Origin of the sequence: Fibrella aquatilis (assembly GCF_017353255.1) — a bacterium.
Taxonomy (GTDB): Bacteria; Bacteroidota; Bacteroidia; order Cytophagales; family Spirosomataceae; genus Fibrella; species Fibrella aquatilis.
Map to the genome: position 1 here is coordinate 60,037 of NZ_JAFMYU010000010.1, position 17,463 is coordinate 77,499.

Genomic DNA, 17,463 nt, shown 5'->3' on the forward strand with positions numbered 1-17,463 from the left:
ACCTATGGTTACAGCCATTATTGGACGGTCCTTCCTGACGCTGTATAATCAGCAGAACAGAACGAGCCTGTCGGCGAAGGAATTTTTTGAGCAGGTATTCTTCCGGCTTTTTTACGACCATCCGAAGTACATGCAGTGGGTTAGCAATTCGCCGTTTGTACAAATGAGTAAGGGTCAAAAGCCGCACCTGTTGCAGCCCCATGAGCGGCTGGACAAGCTACGAGCATTAGCCACTAAAGTTGGAAGAGGCATGGCCGACGCCAGCACAGCCATCGGCTACCCTGCCTCAGAAGTCGAGGACTATGCAACCACGTCGGGGCAGGTTACGGACCTTCCTCTGGCAACGGATGAGGAAACTCTGTATTGCTCCTGGATTGGCAGCGGCTTTGCTATTGGCGTGGCGGGCGGGCAGTTGATTCTTTTCGATAACCCTGACATTCTAAATGCGCTTTTCGAGGGTTGGCATCAGTACCGGGGCTACCTGAACGACCCTGCCTATGCCGGTTTGCGGGGCAATCAGATCAATACCTGGAACGGGCAATGGTTGACCCATCGCTTCAGCGAAACATACCGCGACGATGACCCAACGCGCGACTTTTCAGACAAGGTTCTTGAACAGTCGGAGGGAACCTACGAGGTAAAAACGCAGACATGGTTACGGCTTCTCCTATCCGTTGGGCGAACCTTACCGCCACAACGTATAACCGGGTACGTGTTCAAGATGGGTCAAACTAATTCTACTTATGGGTTCATTCCTTTCGAGTTGAAGCAGATTCAGCGACCCGGTGAGTTGTACAAAACCCTCTTTGGAAACTATGCCTACGAACGCGATACAGTTACGGTAGAGCAGCTTTATGGCTCGGCGTTTTCGTTTCAGAAAGCTTGCCAGATGGGCACGATTGGCGTTCAGGCACTGGAGCCAAAAGGGTTGCGCGACTACATGACGACAGGACGCAACGCGGCCAAGAATTTTAAATACGATGCTACCAATGCAGACAATCAAATCACTTACAAAACTTACGTTACCTGGTTATTAGCCATGCTAAACAAAGATGAAATGTGGGACGAAGCAGGCCGAGCCGCCGAACTGTTCCAGGAATACACGAAGGGGTCCGGCCATCTTAAGGTTGACCGAAGCAACCAAATTGACAAACTCAAGAGCGCACCACACCAACGTCAGTTTATAGACGCGATGGTGCCATTGGTCGAGAACGCAACGGAGCTAACCAAGCCGGGATTAGTGGAACTAGCGCAAAAAGTTAACCGACTACCAAGCGACACCTTCACGTATTTTCTTACACTGATCCGGCTTCGTTACGCCGAAAAAGCAACCTCAACCAAATCATAACTTCGTAAACACACGTACTATGCAACCCTTTATTTACCTGCGTGGCCTCAAACACGCCGATGCCACTGTCTTCGCCGTTCAGGATGGCCAAAAAACATACTACGACCCACAACATGGCAAATCAGTAGCTTATTCTAGCGGCCAACAGGTGAAACGGTCTATTATGGACACGTTTTTGGCCACGCTCGATGTGCAGCCAGCCCCTATTACATTCGTTAGTGTGCTATCTGTGAAAAGCGGAAAAACAGAATTGGGCGAAGGCGAACCATTGAGCCTGTGCGACCCCAGTTATCCAGATCAACTTATTGGTGGATACATGCGTGCCGAAGGCGGTGGGGCTAACCGAACCTTGAAACGGCGTAGTCCGCTGTCCGTTTCAGCTATGCGCCCTTTGCACCCTTTTCTTGCTGGTGTTTATTCTGAAAATATTACGTATGACCGTACAGATCGGCCTGAACTTCACAACGTAATCGTTCGCGATACAAGTGGCAATAAGATGTCTGATGATGACATCGTCGCGCTTCTGGCAGGGAAAGACAGAAGCCTTCTCCGAAAATGGATTCCAGGTAATAAGCGCACTGGTGGCTTATTTATTTATGACATAGCCATTGATTTACGCCGCCTGTTTACTGTGCCCACGAATCAGTACGAGCCGGAGGTCTCACCAGATACAATTGCAAAACTTCGTAGCCAGGGCTGGACAGACGGCAAAACCGTGTTTGGTAACTGCCTTGTGGCCCCCGCCGACTTACGCGATTCAATTACGAAGGCACTGGCCCACGCCTTGCTAAACTGGCAAATAACCTCAAACCAAGCTCGCACATTCAGTTTGATGGAAACGCTGGCGATTGCCGTAAGTGACAATGCCAGTAAGCTGGCCGGAGCCATTCGCGCCCAGTTAGACGAAGAAGGTAAAGAACAGGCCGAACCCATCATTGACCAGTCGTTGAGTGGCGTTGATACATTCATAACGCTGGCTGCTTCGGGCTACATCCGAAACATTCCGGACAAGTCAGGCGATGCACTGGATCAGGCGGAAGCTAAACTTGTTGCCCGAATCAAGGCTTATTCCGATACGCTTTAGAACCGAAAGCCCGCTTCCCAAAAGCGGGCTTTTTACACCATGATCATCACCGGGACATACATCAAATACTTCATGGTTTGCCACCGGAAGACGTGGTTGTTTCATCATAAGATCGAGATGGAGCATACGTCGGAGCTGGTGGCGGCGGGGACATTTATTGGTGAGAAAGCGTACCCGCAACGGGCGGAACGCTACCGCGAAATCCTGCTCGATGGGTCAAAAATTGATTTTTATGACCCGGTGGCGAAGGTGGTGCATGAGATCAAAAAGTCGGACAAGCTGGAGCATTCGCATGTGGCGCAGGTGCAGTTTTATCTGTATCTGCTCCGCAAAAACGGCATTGAGGGCGCTACGGGGCTGATTGAGTACCCCAAGCTTCGGCAAACACAACCCGTGCTGCTGACCGACGACGACGTGCCAATGGTGGAAGGCTGGATTCGGGATATTGAGGAAATTATTGGCCGTGAGCAATGTCCGGGGCGCATTGCCAAGTCGAAATGCCGGTCGTGCAGCTACTTTGATTTTTGTTACATAGAAGAGACCGAGGCATGAAACAAACCAAATACCTGTTTAATCCGGGTCGGCTGAGTCGGCAGGACAATACGCTCAAGTTTACGCCCGTAGATGAAGACGGCACGGAGGGACAACCGCGTTTTTTGCCCGTCGAGCAGGTGTCGGACCTGTATGTGTTCGGGAGCCTCGATGCCAATTCGGCGCTGTATAATTTCCTGGGGAAGGAAGGCATTGCCGTCCATTTTTTCGACTATTACGAGCACTACACGGGGTCGTTTATGCCGCGCGAGTATTTGCTGGCCGGCAAGATGCAGGTGGAGCAGACAAAACATTACCTGGCCGCCAAAAAGCGGATCGAGGTGGCACGGGCGTTTGTGGAGGGGGCGGCCTGCAATATTTTGCGGGTGCTGAAATACTACAACAATCGGAGCGCCGACCGTCGCGACCGTGACCTGACCGACGCCATTGCCACGATTGACAGACTGCTGCTGAGTGTGCCCACCGCGCCCGACGTGCCTACGCTGATGGGCATTGAAGGCAACATCAGGCAGACGTACTACGGCTGTTTCGATGCCATTGTGGGTGAGACGTTTACGATGAACGGGCGTAGCAAACGCCCGCCGCAAAACGAACTGAACGCCCTGATTTCGTTTGGCAATATGCTCTGCTATACGGCCTGCCTGGGCATGATTTACCACACGCAGCTAAACCCGACGATCAGCTTTTTGCACGAGCCGGGGGCACGGCGGTATTCGCTGGCGCTGGACATGGCCGAGATTTTTAAACCGATTCTGATTGACCGGCTGATTTTCAGGATGGTGAACAAACGGCAGCTACAGGCCTCTGATTTCAGAATGGAGACAGGCGGCTGCGTGATGAAGGAGGCGGCCCGAAAGCGTTTTTTGCAGGAGTTCGACGCGTCGCTGAAGGAGACAATCAAACACCGGTCGCTGGGGCGGAGCGTGAGCTACAAGCACCTGATTAAGCTGGAGTGTTATAAGTTGCAAAAGCACCTGCTGGGTATGGAAACGTACCGGCCATTTAAGGCGTGGTGGTAAACAGATGGGGCTATGTATGTGATTCTGGTGTATGATATGGGGCAAAAGCGCGTGGGCAAGATGCTGAAGCTGTGCAGACGCTATTTGAACTGGATTCAGAATTCGGTGTTCGAGGGCGAGATGACGGAGGTACAGCTAAACGAATTGCTGCACGCGGCGAAGGGCATTATGAACGAGGGCGAGGATAGTTTGATCCTGTTTAAAAATCGGGATCAGAAGTGGCTCGACAAGCAGATTGTAGGCGTTGAGCGGCAGTCGACCGATAATTTTTTGTAGGGCTGTCGGGGGCGAGTAGTCGTCGGTCGGCTGCGATTGGTCTTTGACATCTTGGCATTAGGACAGCACAATAGCCAGTCATACGAGCTAATCTACTGATAGACAGCACGTCGTCGATCGCCGGGGGTTTTCGTACTACCGGTGATCGACGCTTTTTTACGGTGTGCAGGGCGCATAAAAACGCCCTTCAGGGCTTGAAAAGCCCTTTTTTCAGCCGCATTTTTACGGCTTTTAATCGTACCTGAGAGGAATTGAAACCCCGTCACGCCCGGTTTCTGCACGGTAAGCTGACTCGCTTTTAATCGTACCTGAGAGGAATTGAAACAGGCTAAGGCCTCGTTGCCCACCCGGCCCATCATGGCTTTTAATCGTACCTGAGAGGAATTGAAACTTCGCCGGGCACGTCAAATAAGATGCCTTCGGTAAAGCTTTTAATCGTACCTGAGAGGAATTGAAACGAAGCAGTGTAGGGGACACATTAGAGATACTGGCAAGCTTTTAATCGTACCTGAGAGGAATTGAAACTTTTCACGTCAATGATGATCTGACCGTCTCAATCCCCCTTTTAATCGTACCTGAGAGGAATTGAAACTTTTCACCCCACCCCAACCCGGCTTTCTGCCCCGGTCTTTTAATCGTACCTGAGAGGAATTGAAACGGGCCACCGGGGGGTGGTTGACGGGCTTGGGGGCTACCTTTTAATCGTACCTGAGAGGAATTGAAACAGACGTTGCTGTTGTAGATGTCAAAGAGCTGCTGGCTCTTTTAATCGTACCTGAGAGGAATTGAAACATGTGAGGGGGGAGGCCTGGGTTACCCGGCCCAGACCCTTTTAATCGTACCTGAGAGGAATTGAAACGGGCCTACGCATTGGCGGGTAGTGCTGAGTGTGGGTCTTTTAATCGTACCTGAGAGGAATTGAAACGGCTAATGGCCCGCTGGTGCCGATGGTGATGCTGTCTTTTAATCGTACCTGAGAGGAATTGAAACGCATCTATGACTACACGAAAACGTCGTATTACGACCTGCTTTTAATCGTACCTGAGAGGAATTGAAACAAGAGTGGGACCAAAAGGCCCAGAAGGCCAGGGGCAACTTTTAATCGTACCTGAGAGGAATTGAAACTCGGTTTCGTAGGTGGTCGTCACGCCCGCAATCGTCCTTTTAATCGTACCTGAGAGGAATTGAAATTAGCGTAACCCGCCCTGTTCCACGGCCCCGCCGTGCTTTTAATCGTACCTGAGAGGAATTGAAATTCACCTTTTTGGGTGTTGCCCAAATCCCTCCTACCCTCTTTTAATCGTACCTGAGAGGAATTGAAATCCCGTTGACCCGCATGGCAATGAGGTACAGCCGCACTTTTAATCGTACCTGAGAGGAATTGAAATGTATACAGGGCCGTTTTGGTGATGCGGACGTGGAGATACTTTTAATCGTACCTGAGAGGAATTGAAATAAGCGCGGTTGATGATGATGTTGAAAAAGAAGCTCAAACTTTTAATCGTACCTGAGAGGAATTGAAATATTTTCACGCCACGGGTTTTTCAGGCATCGGCACGGCGCTTTTAATCGTACCTGAGAGGAATTGAAATTTCCTGACCCGGTTGCCTGGCCTCCTCTGGCGATCTTTTAATCGTACCTGAGAGGAATTGAAATACGATGGTCCGGCCTTGCAGGTGTTGCTCAACGCGGGCAATTAATCGCACCTGAGAGGAATTGAAATATGGTCTATGGCTTTAAGCTCTATGTGCGCTCCAGCCAATTAATCGCACCTGAGAGGAATTGAAATGTTAAATCTTCGACTTTATCAACGAACTGGCAGGCAATTAATCGCACCTGAGAGGAATTGAAATCCGTCCAGAGCTGAATGGTCGTGTTGGAGAAAATCACAATTAATCGCACCTGAGAGGAATTGAAATTGGTTGAGTCGTTTCAGTGCCGTATAGGGTACGGTTCAATTAATCGCACCTGAGAGGAATTGAAATCAGAAAAACGGGAACATTCACTTTCACATTCTCGTAGCAATTAATCGTACCTGAGAGGAATTGAAATAAGGGGGTGTATTACATCGCTGATTTTCAGTACGCGATTAATCGTACCTGAGAGGAATTGAAATTTCCGAAAGCTGGCTATTCCCGACTTCGCGCTCGACAATTAATCGTACCCGAACGGAATTGATACATGAATACCTCTTGTCCAGCATCTAACGTCCAAAATCCAACGTCTGCCCTCTTCTAGCTACCCTCCATTCGCCAACCGGCACTCCAGGAGTTGGTGGCCGGCAATGGGGATGGGAAGGCGGCGGATGAGCTGCACTTGATGGTCGCGCAGGAGGCGCTCGATCTGGTACCGACTGGCTTCGTCGACGACGTAGAAATGACCATTCGGTGCTAAATCGGGGGCGGCAAGGGTCTTTTCGCCCAAAAACGAATTGGTCATCAGGGCCGCCCGAACGCCGTAGTGGGTGCGTAGACTGTTGATGATGTTGTAGTCGACGGTGGCGTTGGGGAGGTTGCCGGGTGCGTTGGCCGAGGGCCAGTCGAGGAGGTAGCGGGCGGGGGCCAAGCGGTAATGCCAGATGGGTAAAAAATAATCGGCCGACTCGAAAAATACTGGGTAACGGGGATCAAGCTGCGCCAGGTAGGGTACAATGGTGCTGGGAAAGAGCTTCACTTTGCGGCTCTGGAAAAACAGAAATCCCATCAGCAGCAGGCCATACACGGCCAGAAACGTGATAGAGGCCGAGCCAGCCTGAAACAGGGTGCCCAGTCGGGGCCAGGCCCGCAGGCGGTGCTGCAACTGAGGAAACACGGCATAACCCGCATACAGCAGCCCGTAGACCAGCAGCAGGTGGCTAGGCCAGAAATAACGGCTCAGAAACACCGACGTATGCACCAGAGACACGCCCAGGGCAATAGTCAGCACACCCACCGTAACCACGCCCGACAGCAGGAAAAATGAGAAAGCAGGATCGGACTGCACGGCCCGGAAACCACCGCGCAATTTAGGCAGGGCCACATAGCCAAACAGCAATGCCACCGTCAGTACCCGCACCACGGGCAGCCACGTAAGAGCGGGCAGGTGTTCGAGCTGCGACGAAGGACTGGGCAGCAACTCGCCGACGGTGGTGAAAAAAGACAGCAGCGTGGGCACCGGAATCCAGGAGTGTGGTTTGCCCGCTTCGGCCTGAATGGCAAACTGCGGGTACCAGCCCACCGCCCACAGGCCGTAGCAAAGCAGGTGGACGGCGGCAATCCAGCCATAAGCCCGCTGCCCCGACCAGAGCCACAGCAGCCCGAAAAAGCCCAGCGACGAAGCCACGTAGAACAGGCCTACGTTGTGGCTCATAAGTACCAGACAACCCATTCCCAAATGCACCAACAGCCATTTGCGGCTGTTGGGCACGTGAATGAGCCGGTGCGCCGACAAGACAAAACCCACTGTCAGCAGCAGGTAAAGGGCATAAGTTCTGATCTGCGTGGCCAGCACGTAGTTCAGAAACGTGAGGCTGATAATGCCCGTCAACACCACCACGTTAACCAGCGGCGTACCCACCAGCCCGGTCACGTACCGGAAGAAAAGCACCACCGTGAGCGCAAACAGCCCAATAGACAAGCCTTTCAGAAACACCAGCTTCATGGAAATGCTGTGTCCCAGCAGCCAGTAAAGGTTCACAAACAGGGGCGGGTTGGCATCCAGTCCGCTCACCACAGCCTTATTCACATGCGCCAGCGAAGGATCGGACAGGAGGGTATAGCTGATGACCTCGTCCATCCAGAGCCAGGGTTCCCGAAAAAACAGCGATGCCAGCAGCGGTACAGCCAGCAACAGAAACAGGCCAACCGGCAGCAGTGAAGTACCAGCCGATTTCCGGGAAAGGGTTATGGAAGCTGGATGTTGGTCAATTGTCATTCGTCATTGGTATTGAACTGAGGGGTGGGGTAGTTGGTGGCTTCGCGTACGGAGGCTACACGCTGTGGGTTGCTGTCGCCTCCGTACGCGAAGCCACCAACAGCGCGAAGCCATCAACACCCTCTTCAACTAATACAACTACTGAATGGGTGCTCCGGCTTCGTTGATATTGTCGGTGGCGGTGAGAGTAGCGCCATCGACGGCATCGAAGGATACGCCGCCTTTACCTTTGATAATGCGGTTTCCGTTTAACGTAACGTTCTGAGCATTAGCCCCATAAGCCCGAAACGTGGCAATGTTGGCCCCGTTGGTGCGATTGGAGAACGTGTTGTTCAGAAACTTGTTGTTAGGTGCATTGTCGCAGATCACGGCATTGTCGCCGGTGGTTTCAATCACATTCTGGTTATAGGTACCCCCGTTGCTCGACGGTGAAATGATCTCCAGCCGGCCCGTCAGCGACAGGCTATTGCGGTTTACGTTGGCCGCGCCCGCGTTGAACAGCTGCACACCACCAATGCAGGTGCCCAGCGTGCGGTTGCCGCTCACCTCCATGCCGCCTTGCAGCGTACCATTGCCCTGCCCGTCGTTCGAGCCGATGATGAGCTTGTCGAACTTACCGGCAAAGCGGTTGTTGGTAATCACCACGTTGCGTAGCGCACCGGCAATCTCAATCCCATACAAACTGCAATTGCGCAACTCGTTATCAACCACCGTATTACCGTCCATTGGCCCCGACAGTGAAATGCCAAAGTGGCAGTCGTGCACCACGTTGCCAGCCACCCGGATATTGGTACCCGCATAGACGTTGAAGTTGTCGTGGTTGAAAATCTCAAACGCCATGCGCTTAGCTCCGATGTTGTTGTTCTGAATCAGTACGTTGTTGGCCGTTTTGCCCGTCTGAATTTTCAGCGTCAGGAAATTGGTGCTGTCTTTGGCGGCGGCGTCGGTGCTGGTGCAGTTCTGAATAGTCAGGTTGCTTACTGTCGGGCCGTCAATCGTGATCACGCCGTAGGTGCCTTTTTCCTGCGACGATACCACCCAGCCCAGCCCGTCGATGGTGACGTTGCCGAAGGTGAGGCTGTTGCTCACCGGACTAGCCAGCGACACGTAGGTGGCGGGTAGGTTGATCGTCACCTTGCCGGCATTGGCCCGCAGAATACGGTTGCCCGGCAGCCGCACGGTGGTGCGCTGGGTGTAGGTACCGTCGGGGATAACCAGTTCTACGGCGGCATCCACGGCGGCTTGCAGTTCGGGGCCAATGTCTGTATCGTCGGTGGTGACGTTGAACCAGTAGGCATTGGCCGCCCCCACATATTGCCGTTTGTAGCGCCGTCCGCCCGCCGTAACCAGCACCGTGCCCATATTATCGACAGAAGTCTTATCGGCAATGTCGAGGCGGTACACGCCTTCGCGGCCCGCGTCGGTGATCCTCACCGTACCCGGAATATCGAGTTTGGCGAGGCTGCGCACGCCCGCAATGCTGAGCGTGTCGGTGGCCGTAGTCCGCACCAGGGTGTCGGGATCTACCTCCGTCGGCTTGCAGTAGCTCAGCAGCAGCGGCATAGCCAGCAGCAGCATGAGATGCGTTAATTGATTGATTTTCATGGCGTTGATTGATAGACGTTGGACATTGGACGTTGGCTACTGGACATCTAGTATCCAATGTCCAACGTCTAACGTCTTCTCCTACCGCATGCCTGCGTAGGTCTTCAGCCGGTTGTAGAGCCGGGTGGCGAAGCTGTAGCGTTGCAGCGTTTTTTTGTGGTAATAAGGCGTTGTTTCTACTACGGGCGGCAAGATGAACTGCCGCTGCGTACCGGCGTCGAGGTCGGTTTTGTACCGATTATACACGTCGGTGTGGGTGGCATCTTCGCCAAACCCAATGTTCTGCACTTTCGACTGCGTGGGGTAGATCGTGAGGCCGTTGGCCTTGAACCGGCTGTAGCAGTAGCGAATGTCCCAGGCGTCGATCTCGCCTTCCATCTGTCGGCGGAGCATCCGGCCCAGGTCGGCACCGCCCTGCTCAAAGGCCTTTACCAGTTCACGGTCCTGCTTGAATTCGTCGTAATCCGCCACAGTCCAGTCAATGGCATGCCAGCGGTCGGCCCAGGTAGCCCAGCCCCAGGGGCTGTGGCGCGGCACAAAGTAGGCGTCAAATTTATAGTCGGCGGGGCGGGGGAACGGAAACGTATAGCCCGCAATGGAGTAGACCCGGCGGTTGGTTTTGTACTGCGCCAGGGTCTGATTCATGTAGTCCAAAAAGTTGGGCGACGTGATCAGGTCATCTTCCACAATAATGGCCGTTTCGTGCTTGTTCAGCACGTGCGTAATGCCCCTGATGATGGAATCAGCGCAGCCAATGTTGCTCTGGGCATAGTCGCGGTGGATGGTTTTGAAGCCCGTAATCGTATCCAGAAAGGCACGTACCTCGGCCACTTTAGCACCGTCGGCGGCCATTTTATCAGGCTTAGGCGCATCCTGAAAAATATACAGTTCGCTGTCGGCAGCCAGGTAATTGGCCTGTAGCGCTGTCACCGTGGCCTTCAGCTCGTTGATGCGCTTGAAGGCAAAGAGGATTATGGGTGCGTTCATTTGCTGTTAATTTGTTTCATCAACGCCCAGATAAACAGGGGGTTAGTGGTGAAATAGCGTTTAAATAGCCGGCGTGGCTCCTGCGCCAGGCGGAAGAGCCACTCGATACCCGACCGCCGTATCCATTCGGGAGCCAGCTTGGCCGACCCCGTCAGGATGGGCAGTGCCCCACCGATACCCAGCATCACGGCGGGCACCATGTTGCGCAGGCGGGCCATAAACAATTCCTGCTTGGGGCAGCCCAACGCCACAAACACCAGCTTCGCCCCCGACGCGCCCAAACGTGCGGCTATGTCTTTTTCCTCCAGCGCGGTCAACGGCCGGAACGGTGGCGAATAGGTACCAGCAATGCGCAGGCTGGGGTAGCGTTCGGCACAAACGGCCACCGCCCGCGCCAGCTCATCGTCGGTAGAGCCGTAGAAATAGACGGGCAGTCCGCGTTCAGCGGCACCTTCCAGCAGACTAGGCATGAGGTCCATACCCGCCAGTCGCTCCTGCGAAACGCCGTACAACTGCTTCAGCGACCATAAGAGCGGCACCCCATCGGCACACACCCAGTCGGCCCCGTTCACGGCGCGGGCCAGGTCGGGGTTGTGCTGCGCCTCGATCACCATGTGCACGTTGGCAAAGCAGGCCGTCCGCGATTCGCCGCCTACTGCCGCCGCCAGAATCTGCTCACGCAGTTCGGCATAAGGCAATAGCGAGAGGTCGAGACTGACCACCCGACGGCGCATTTGGGGTTGTGTATCAATTTGTTGCATATTTTTTTAATGTACAATGACCTTTACTTCTGAGCATTCGCAGTGCGTAGGGCCTCATTGTTCATTATTCATTGTACATTATTTATTACCTTCTTTTCTAAACCCGGATAAATGTCCTGGGTAAAGCGGTTGATTTTATTGGGCCACAATTGCTGCTGGGCAAAGGCGTAGGCCGCTTCGGCCATCTGCGCCCGCTCGGCAGGGTGGTGAAATAAATGTTCAATGGCGCGGGCCAGGTCGGTGGTGGCCTGCGCCGGGGTTTCTACAGGCACTTTTATACCCGTTTGCTCATCGACCAGTTCATTTTGGCCGTGCAGGGCCAGCGTGACCACCGGCAGCGAATAGGCCATGGCTTCCATGAGTTGCATGGGGCACGAGTCGCGCAGGCTCGTAAAGAAAAACACGTCCGACTCGCGGTAATATTCCTTCACGCGGTCATAGCTCACGTGGCCCACCCAGTCTACCCGGTCGGCCACGTCGTAGGTGGTCAGGTAGCCAGGCATATACTCGGCCATTTCGCCCTGTCCACCCACAATAGTGAGCGTGATAGGCAGCGTTTTGCTCACTTTGCTAAACGCCTCAATAGTTAGCTCGATGCCTTTGCGGGGCAGCAAACGCCCCACCCACAGCAGCTTCATGGTTGGCCCCGCGGGCCGACGGATGACCACCGGAGGCATAAACGAGGCCGTCAGGCCAGCGTCGAGCATCCGCAGTATGGGCTTGTCTTTCCGCAGTATGCGGGCCATGTCCATGGTGTCTTCGTTTGAAATCAGCACCAGGTCGGCCACGTTGACGGTATGAAAAAAGCCCGGATTGATAAACGAGAGCACGTTGCTGACCACGTCGCGGATTTTCTCGCGCGACCAGTACGGCCCGAAATACCGTTTGAACGCTACGGGTGCCTGCTGTCCCCCACCCACCGGACCAAACACAAATGGCTTGCCCACGCGGTACATGAAACTGCCCAGCTGAATGCTGCTATAGGTGGCATGATGCACCAGGTCGAATTGATGCGTGGCGTCCAGTTCGCGGCCCATCCTGGCGGCTTTCCACTGCCAGTAGAGGTAGTGGCAATACATCCCGATCAGGTTGCCATAGGCCTTGTTAAGCCAGTTGGGCAGGGTCACGTAATGCACCGTCAGGTTCGGAAACAGGCCCGATGCCAGGATCGGCTCGATGAGGTCGCGGGCTTTTTCCTGGGTAATGCAATGCACGCGCAATCCTGCTTCGCTCAGCAACGTGGCGTAGTTCCAGCCGTTGCCCTCCTCCGATCCGTGGTTGGGCAAACAGGCATATGCTGAGAGCAGGATTGTTTTCATATCGTTGAGCTGTATGTATGAAATGATTTTTTGGACAGGATTATCAAGATTTCGGCGGACCGCTGAAATCCTGATAATCCTGTCCAAAAAATCATTTCGCCATCAGGTACTTGCGTTTCAAAAAGCCCATCGAAATGCGGAGCACATCAACGAGGAAATAGAGTTGTTTGGTCTTGCCGTGGGCGATGGCGAAGTTATAGCGCACCGTCAGGTTGGTTGGCGACCGCACCGACGTAAAGCTGTTGACAAAGTCTTTCCAGGTTTCTTTTTCTTTCAAAAACAGCCCCGTGGCTTTCGTGTATTCCAGCACCAGGCTTTTGGTGTTGACAATCAGCTTGTAGCCCGCTTTTTTGGCCCTTACCGAAAACTCGATGTCGGACATGTAGTGCGAAAACCGCCGCGAATCGTACAGCCCAACCTTGTCGAAAACGGCCATCGGAATGAGCGTACCCCGACCCGGCAGCGAGTCAGACTCCACAAAGTCGGTGCGGCGGGCCAGCTCGTCGTAATCATAGTTGTAGTCGGCGGCGGCGTGCCGTCCCGACGCAAACCAGAGTTCCATGTGCGTACCGGCAAACTCCAGCTTTTTAGGGTCATCTACGTCTACGCTCGGCGACCCCACCAGGCAAGGTTTGTGCTGCTCGTAGGCATCCAGCAGGGTTTGCAGGTAGTCGGGCCGCACTTGGGTGTCGTCGTTGAGGGTCAGGATAAAGTGCTCCTCGAAACCCGGCGCGGGGTGTTCCTGCGCGTAGCGGATACCCCAGTTGGTTGCCTCGGTCCACCACAAATCGCCCGTGCCGCGAATGATGAGCGTGTCGGGAAATTCGTCCTGAATCATCTGGCTCGTGCCGTCCGTTGAGCCGTCGTCAACCACAATGACGCGGAAGTTGCGGTACGTCTGCACGTCCAGACAGCCCAGACACTGCTGTGTCAAGGCTCTGCGATTATGAACAGGTATAACAATGGTAATCATAACAGTTGAGGTTTGTGGTTGGTGGTTGGTGGTTTGTGGTTGCTTCGCGCTGAACGGTTAAGAGCGCGAAGCAACCACAAACCACCAACTACAAACTCGTTTCATACAGCCTTGGCTCCCGCTCTACCGGCTGCATTGGCTTGCTTATAACCCGCCGTTGGTAGATGCCGTAGAACATGCCGAGGCCGGTGAATGACCAGAAATAAAGCGGTAACTGATACGACACGCCAAACAGTAACCCGCTGATAATGAACGCAAACAGCATGGTTTGTTCCGACGATAGCCGACGGTTGCGGTGGTAGATTGTCCAGAGAGTGGTACCCGCAATGAACAAGTTTACCAGCAAGCCCGCGATGCCGTAGTTGTAGAGCATGTCAATGTATTGCGAGTGGATCACGGTGCCTTTCGAGGCAAAATCTTCGTTTTCCATGATCTCGCCTTTGTCGTAGCCTTCGTAGCGCCAGCCCAGCAGGGGCCGCTGCATGATGCCTTTCCAGTAGTAGGTCGACTGTTCGAGCCGCCAGCTACCGGTTTCGTCTTCCTGCGGTTTGGCAATGCCGCCAATGTTCTCGAAAAACGCCGCCGTTTTCTTCGGCGATAGAATCCCCGCGAACGGCAGGCCCACCAGCGCAATGACCAGCAGCGTAGACAGCAGGTTGCCCAACCGCAGTTTAGCCGTGGCCACTTTGCCAATGGCGCTCAGGCCAAAAACAATCAGCATGGCAAACAGGGCCGTGGAAATCACCGACCGGTGCAACAACACGAAAATCACCCCAAACACGGCCAGCGTTTTCAACAAATCCAGCCGCCGTCCGTTCTGCATGAATTCGAGCAGGAAGTAGAGGAACGGAATCACCAGATACAGCGCCTCATAGGCCGCCGTAGTCCGCGATTCCGACGTGAAGCCATACTCCAGAATACGGCCCGTAAACACCTGCCCCACCACATACATGGCCAGGATGAAGTTTACAATCCACTTCATTTTCAACTCACCAGCGCGGGGGGCCACGTAGAACGTGAGCAGGGCCAGGCCGCAGTAGGCAAAACGCTTGATCACAAAAAACGAGTACACGTACTGGTTGTAGATGTACAGCGATTCGAGCACCAACGCAATGACACTCAGCGTGATAACCCAGGCCGCCAGCTTATAGGGGCCGGGGTAGGTAAAATAAAACAGCATCAGCCCGGCCGCGCCCGCCAGCCCCCCCAGGTTCACCATGGCGGTGAGGACGGGGCTAAGCTGGTTGAAGCCATAGGTCATCGAACTGACTCCGAAGAGCAGGATGAACAGGGCAATGCGGTGAATCCAGATCTTCATCTACGGGTTGCTCAGTACGCGTTCATAAATGGCCTTAGTCTCGTCGGTAATGTGTTTGGCGTCGAAACGCTCCAGCGAAATATGCCGGGCCTGCCGGGCAATTTTCTGGCGTAAGTCGGGGCTTTCCCACAGTTGTTCCACGCCCCGCGCAATGTCTACCGGCTCCAGCGACGTCAGGATGCCCGTCTCGCCCGATTCGATCATCGACGACACGCCGCCTACGTTGCTGGCCACCACGGGCAAGCCCGCCAGTTGCGCCTCCGACACGCTGTTGGGGCTGTTGTCGATGTAGGACGGGTGGAGCAAACAAAACGCCTCGTGGTAGGCCTGCCACAGTTGCGGGGCCGACAACATACCCCGGTGTTCCAGCGCCGAGGCCGGTACGTTGGGCAAGTTGAGCGACTGCGCCAGCTTCACCAGGGATTCGGTGTCGCCGTAGCCCGTCACAATCAGCCGGATGGGGAGCTTCTGCCGCAACATGTTCAGCGCCTTTAGTGCTTCGCGGATACCCTTGATGTCGTTGAGGCCACCCACAAACAGCATGGCGTCGGCATGGGCATTGGCCGTGGCGTCAATGGGTTCGTAAAATTCCGGGCGCATCAGTTCCCAGTTATGGTGGATGATGGCGTCGGGCTGAAGCTGCCTGATGATAGCCTTGTCCCAATGCGTCCGGCCAATGAAATGGCGGATGGTGGGGGCGTATTTTTTCTCATAATAGCTCGCCACCGCCCACGACGCATGCCGGTATTCGGGCTTGCTGGGCAGGTATTTGTAGTATTCCGTCACAAACCCCTGCGCACTCAGCACCTTCGGCATGGTCAGGCCCGACCCCATAGCAGCGTACTGCTGCTCGGTGCCGTGAATGTGCACCAGATCATACTGCGACCCGATTTCATTAACGTACTCGCGCACCCGCCGCACCCGCCGACGGTAGCCCGTGAGCAGGTCGATTTTGTCATCGGGCACTTTCAGATAGATATACCGAACTCCGTCTTTCACCGTCTCTTCGTCTTGGGCAATGGCCGGGTTGTAGCTCACAACGGTAATGCGCACCTGTCCCGTGGCCACCAGTCGGGTAGCCAAGGCGGTCATCCAGGGGGTTGGGTGGCCAGGTTTTGCGGGGTGCGGTGCAGCAGCCAGCCAGAGTGCGTTAATCATACGTTGAAAACGGGAGATGGTTCGTTGAGTGCTTGTTCGTAAAACGCAATCAGGCGGGTGAGCGCCGTTTCGTGGTCAAAATGGACTGCCGCAAAATCGGCCTGCCTGATAGCCAGCGTCTGGCGTTTGGCGGGGTCGAAATAGGGCAGAATTTCGTTAGTGACGCCCTGTGCATCTGTGTGTTGCAATAGCCCTTCGCGGCCCGGCACCATTTCGGGAATACCGCCTACGGGTAGGGCCAGCACTGGCGTATGCACCGCCATAGCCTCGATAATGCTATAGGGGCAATTGTCGTTGAGGGCCGTGTGGACGTAGAGATCCGTTTGGGCCACCAGCCGCCACGGGGCCGCCTGCCGCCCGTAGAAGGTGATATGGTCGGTCAGTTTCAGGTCGGCCACCAGCTGCTCATACTCCGTGCGCTTGGGACCGTCGCCGATAAGCCAGATGTTGAATTTCTCCACCCCCCGGCGGCGCAGTTCGTCACCCACTTCAATAAGCAGCTTCTGATTTTTGCGCTCGTCTACGTACCCTACGTTACTGATCGTCAAGCCCTCCTCCCCCACTTCGTGGGTAATGGTAGCCGTGGCAATTTCTGCCGAAACCGTGTTGTAGAGAATGACTTTGTTAACATCGGGCGGCAGCAGGTGCTTCGATTTCCGGTAAGCGTAGTCCGACACGAACACGTAGTTTTTCACCTGCGCAAACAGGTAGGCGTACCAGCGCGTAAGCTGCTTCTGCAACCAGACGGGCAGGTCGTTGGCGGCAATGAGTTCGGTAACGGGATCGTCATTGAAGTGACAGGTCAGCACCACCGGCACGGTTTTGCCCAGGGCCAGCCACGCCGCCACGCCAGAGCGCACGTCCTGCGCATGGATCACGTCGAACCCCTCGGCCCGCCGCGCCCGCGCGCCCAGGTACAGCCGCACAAAATACGACGCCTCGTCCCAGATGACCCGGCTCACCGTACCCAACCGCCGAAACACATGCCCCAGAATATTGAGCAGCTTGTTCCAGAACGGGGGCGTATCGGTCGTTTCCACCACCGTTACCCGACAGCCACGGCGCACCAGATCCTGCGACAGGGTCCGGTAGTACGTGACCACCCCCGACGGAGAATAAGCAGCTAAGAATGTGACAATCAGGATGTTCAT

The 17,463-nt window shown here is 54.6% G+C and carries 14 protein-coding genes and 1 CRISPR repeat array; of the genes, 5 read left to right on the forward strand and 9 right to left on the reverse strand.

Annotation, left to right across the window (positions count from 1 at the left end):
* Positions 1 to 4: 4 nt before the first annotated feature.
* From J2I48_RS13740 to cas2, 5 genes are read left to right on the forward strand one after another with little or no spacing between them, the layout of a single operon-like run.
* Positions 5 to 1,348, forward strand: a complete 1,344-nt coding sequence (locus J2I48_RS13740; protein ID WP_207336039.1) for a hypothetical protein — start codon at positions 5 to 7, stop codon at positions 1,346 to 1,348.
* A 19-nt stretch (positions 1,349 to 1,367) separates the two neighbouring features.
* Entirely contained in the window at positions 1,368 to 2,432 is a 1,065-nt protein-coding gene (locus tag J2I48_RS13745; RefSeq protein WP_207336040.1) for a CRISPR-associated protein Cas7, read from the forward strand.
* Between the two features lie 39 nt (positions 2,433 to 2,471).
* Positions 2,472 to 2,984, forward strand: coding sequence for a CRISPR-associated protein Cas4 (gene cas4, locus J2I48_RS13750; RefSeq protein ID WP_207336041.1), 513 nt, complete (start codon positions 2,472 to 2,474; stop codon positions 2,982 to 2,984).
* Positions 2,981 to 4,003: a type I-B CRISPR-associated endonuclease Cas1b gene (gene cas1b, locus J2I48_RS13755; protein WP_207336042.1), complete on the forward strand. Its 1,023-nt coding sequence runs from the start codon at positions 2,981 to 2,983 to the stop codon at positions 4,001 to 4,003. The genes cas4 and cas1b overlap by 4 nt, the downstream gene beginning before the upstream one ends.
* 12 nt (positions 4,004 to 4,015) lie before the next feature.
* Positions 4,016 to 4,279 carry a CRISPR-associated endonuclease Cas2 gene (gene cas2, locus J2I48_RS13760; RefSeq protein ID WP_207336043.1) on the forward strand — a complete coding sequence of 88 codons (264 nt, stop codon included), beginning with the start codon at positions 4,016 to 4,018 and terminating at the stop codon, positions 4,277 to 4,279.
* Positions 4,280 to 4,507: 228 nt separating this feature from the next.
* A CRISPR array of direct repeats spans positions 4,508 to 6,460; the repeat unit is 30 nt; unit sequence CTTTTAATCGTACCTGAGAGGAATTGAAAC.
* Between the two features lie 57 nt (positions 6,461 to 6,517).
* On the opposite strand, the gene J2I48_RS13765 is transcribed toward cas2, so the two are convergent.
* The 9 genes from J2I48_RS13765 to J2I48_RS13805 form a co-directional block, all read right to left on the reverse strand.
* Entirely contained in the window at positions 6,518 to 8,191 is a 1,674-nt protein-coding gene (locus J2I48_RS13765) for a hypothetical protein (protein ID WP_207336044.1), read from the reverse strand.
* A gap of 138 nt (positions 8,192 to 8,329) precedes the next feature.
* Positions 8,330 to 9,796: a right-handed parallel beta-helix repeat-containing protein gene (locus J2I48_RS13770; protein WP_207336045.1), complete on the reverse strand. Its 1,467-nt coding sequence runs from the start codon at positions 9,794 to 9,796 to the stop codon at positions 8,330 to 8,332.
* Positions 9,797 to 9,877: 81 nt separating this feature from the next.
* Positions 9,878 to 10,783, reverse strand: coding sequence for a glycosyltransferase family protein (locus tag J2I48_RS13775; RefSeq protein WP_207336046.1), 906 nt, complete (start codon positions 10,781 to 10,783; stop codon positions 9,878 to 9,880).
* Positions 10,780 to 11,544: a WecB/TagA/CpsF family glycosyltransferase gene (locus J2I48_RS13780; protein ID WP_207336047.1), complete on the reverse strand. Its 765-nt coding sequence runs from the start codon at positions 11,542 to 11,544 to the stop codon at positions 10,780 to 10,782. Before J2I48_RS13780 ends, J2I48_RS13775 begins: the two co-directional genes overlap by 4 nt.
* 68 nt (positions 11,545 to 11,612) lie before the next feature.
* Entirely contained in the window at positions 11,613 to 12,863 is a 1,251-nt protein-coding gene (locus J2I48_RS13785; RefSeq protein ID WP_207336048.1) for a glycosyltransferase family 4 protein, read from the reverse strand.
* Positions 12,864 to 12,954: 91 nt separating this feature from the next.
* Positions 12,955 to 13,836, reverse strand: a complete 882-nt coding sequence (locus J2I48_RS13790) for a glycosyltransferase family 2 protein (RefSeq protein ID WP_207336049.1) — start codon at positions 13,834 to 13,836, stop codon at positions 12,955 to 12,957.
* Between the two features lie 88 nt (positions 13,837 to 13,924).
* Positions 13,925 to 15,154, reverse strand: coding sequence for an O-antigen ligase family protein (locus J2I48_RS13795; RefSeq protein ID WP_207336050.1), 1,230 nt, complete (start codon positions 15,152 to 15,154; stop codon positions 13,925 to 13,927).
* Positions 15,155 to 16,312: a glycosyltransferase family 4 protein gene (locus J2I48_RS13800; protein WP_207336051.1), complete on the reverse strand. Its 1,158-nt coding sequence runs from the start codon at positions 16,310 to 16,312 to the stop codon at positions 15,155 to 15,157.
* Positions 16,309 to 17,463 carry a glycosyltransferase family 4 protein gene (locus J2I48_RS13805; RefSeq protein ID WP_207336052.1) on the reverse strand — a complete coding sequence of 385 codons (1,155 nt, stop codon included), beginning with the start codon at positions 17,461 to 17,463 and terminating at the stop codon, positions 16,309 to 16,311. Before J2I48_RS13805 ends, J2I48_RS13800 begins: the two co-directional genes overlap by 4 nt.

Excerpts from the sequence above, each read along its gene's own strand:
- J2I48_RS13805 (WP_207336052.1), bottom strand. The coding sequence starts at position 17,463 with ATGAACATCCTGATTGTCACATTCTTAGCTGCTTATTCTCCGTCGGGG.
- J2I48_RS13795 (WP_207336050.1), bottom strand. The coding sequence starts at position 15,154 with ATGAAGATCTGGATTCACCGCATTGCCCTGTTCATCCTGCTCTTCGGA.
- J2I48_RS13785 (WP_207336048.1), bottom strand. The coding sequence starts at position 12,863 with ATGAAAACAATCCTGCTCTCAGCATATGCCTGTTTGCCCAACCACGGA.
- J2I48_RS13790 (WP_207336049.1), bottom strand. The coding sequence starts at position 13,836 with ATGATTACCATTGTTATACCTGTTCATAATCGCAGAGCCTTGACACAG.
- cas1b (WP_207336042.1), top strand. The coding sequence starts at position 2,981 with ATGAAACAAACCAAATACCTGTTTAATCCGGGTCGGCTGAGTCGGCAG.
- J2I48_RS13770 (WP_207336045.1), bottom strand. The coding sequence starts at position 9,796 with ATGAAAATCAATCAATTAACGCATCTCATGCTGCTGCTGGCTATGCCG.
- J2I48_RS13745 (WP_207336040.1), top strand. The coding sequence starts at position 1,368 with ATGCAACCCTTTATTTACCTGCGTGGCCTCAAACACGCCGATGCCACT.
- J2I48_RS13740 (WP_207336039.1), top strand. The coding sequence starts at position 5 with ATGGTTACAGCCATTATTGGACGGTCCTTCCTGACGCTGTATAATCAG.
- cas2 (WP_207336043.1), top strand. The coding sequence starts at position 4,016 with ATGTATGTGATTCTGGTGTATGATATGGGGCAAAAGCGCGTGGGCAAG.
- J2I48_RS13765 (WP_207336044.1), bottom strand. The coding sequence starts at position 8,191 with ATGACAATTGACCAACATCCAGCTTCCATAACCCTTTCCCGGAAATCG.
- cas4 (WP_207336041.1), top strand. The coding sequence starts at position 2,472 with ATGATCATCACCGGGACATACATCAAATACTTCATGGTTTGCCACCGG.
- J2I48_RS13780 (WP_207336047.1), bottom strand. The coding sequence starts at position 11,544 with ATGCAACAAATTGATACACAACCCCAAATGCGCCGTCGGGTGGTCAGT.
- J2I48_RS13800 (WP_207336051.1), bottom strand. The coding sequence starts at position 16,312 with ATGATTAACGCACTCTGGCTGGCTGCTGCACCGCACCCCGCAAAACCT.
- J2I48_RS13775 (WP_207336046.1), bottom strand. The coding sequence starts at position 10,783 with ATGAACGCACCCATAATCCTCTTTGCCTTCAAGCGCATCAACGAGCTG.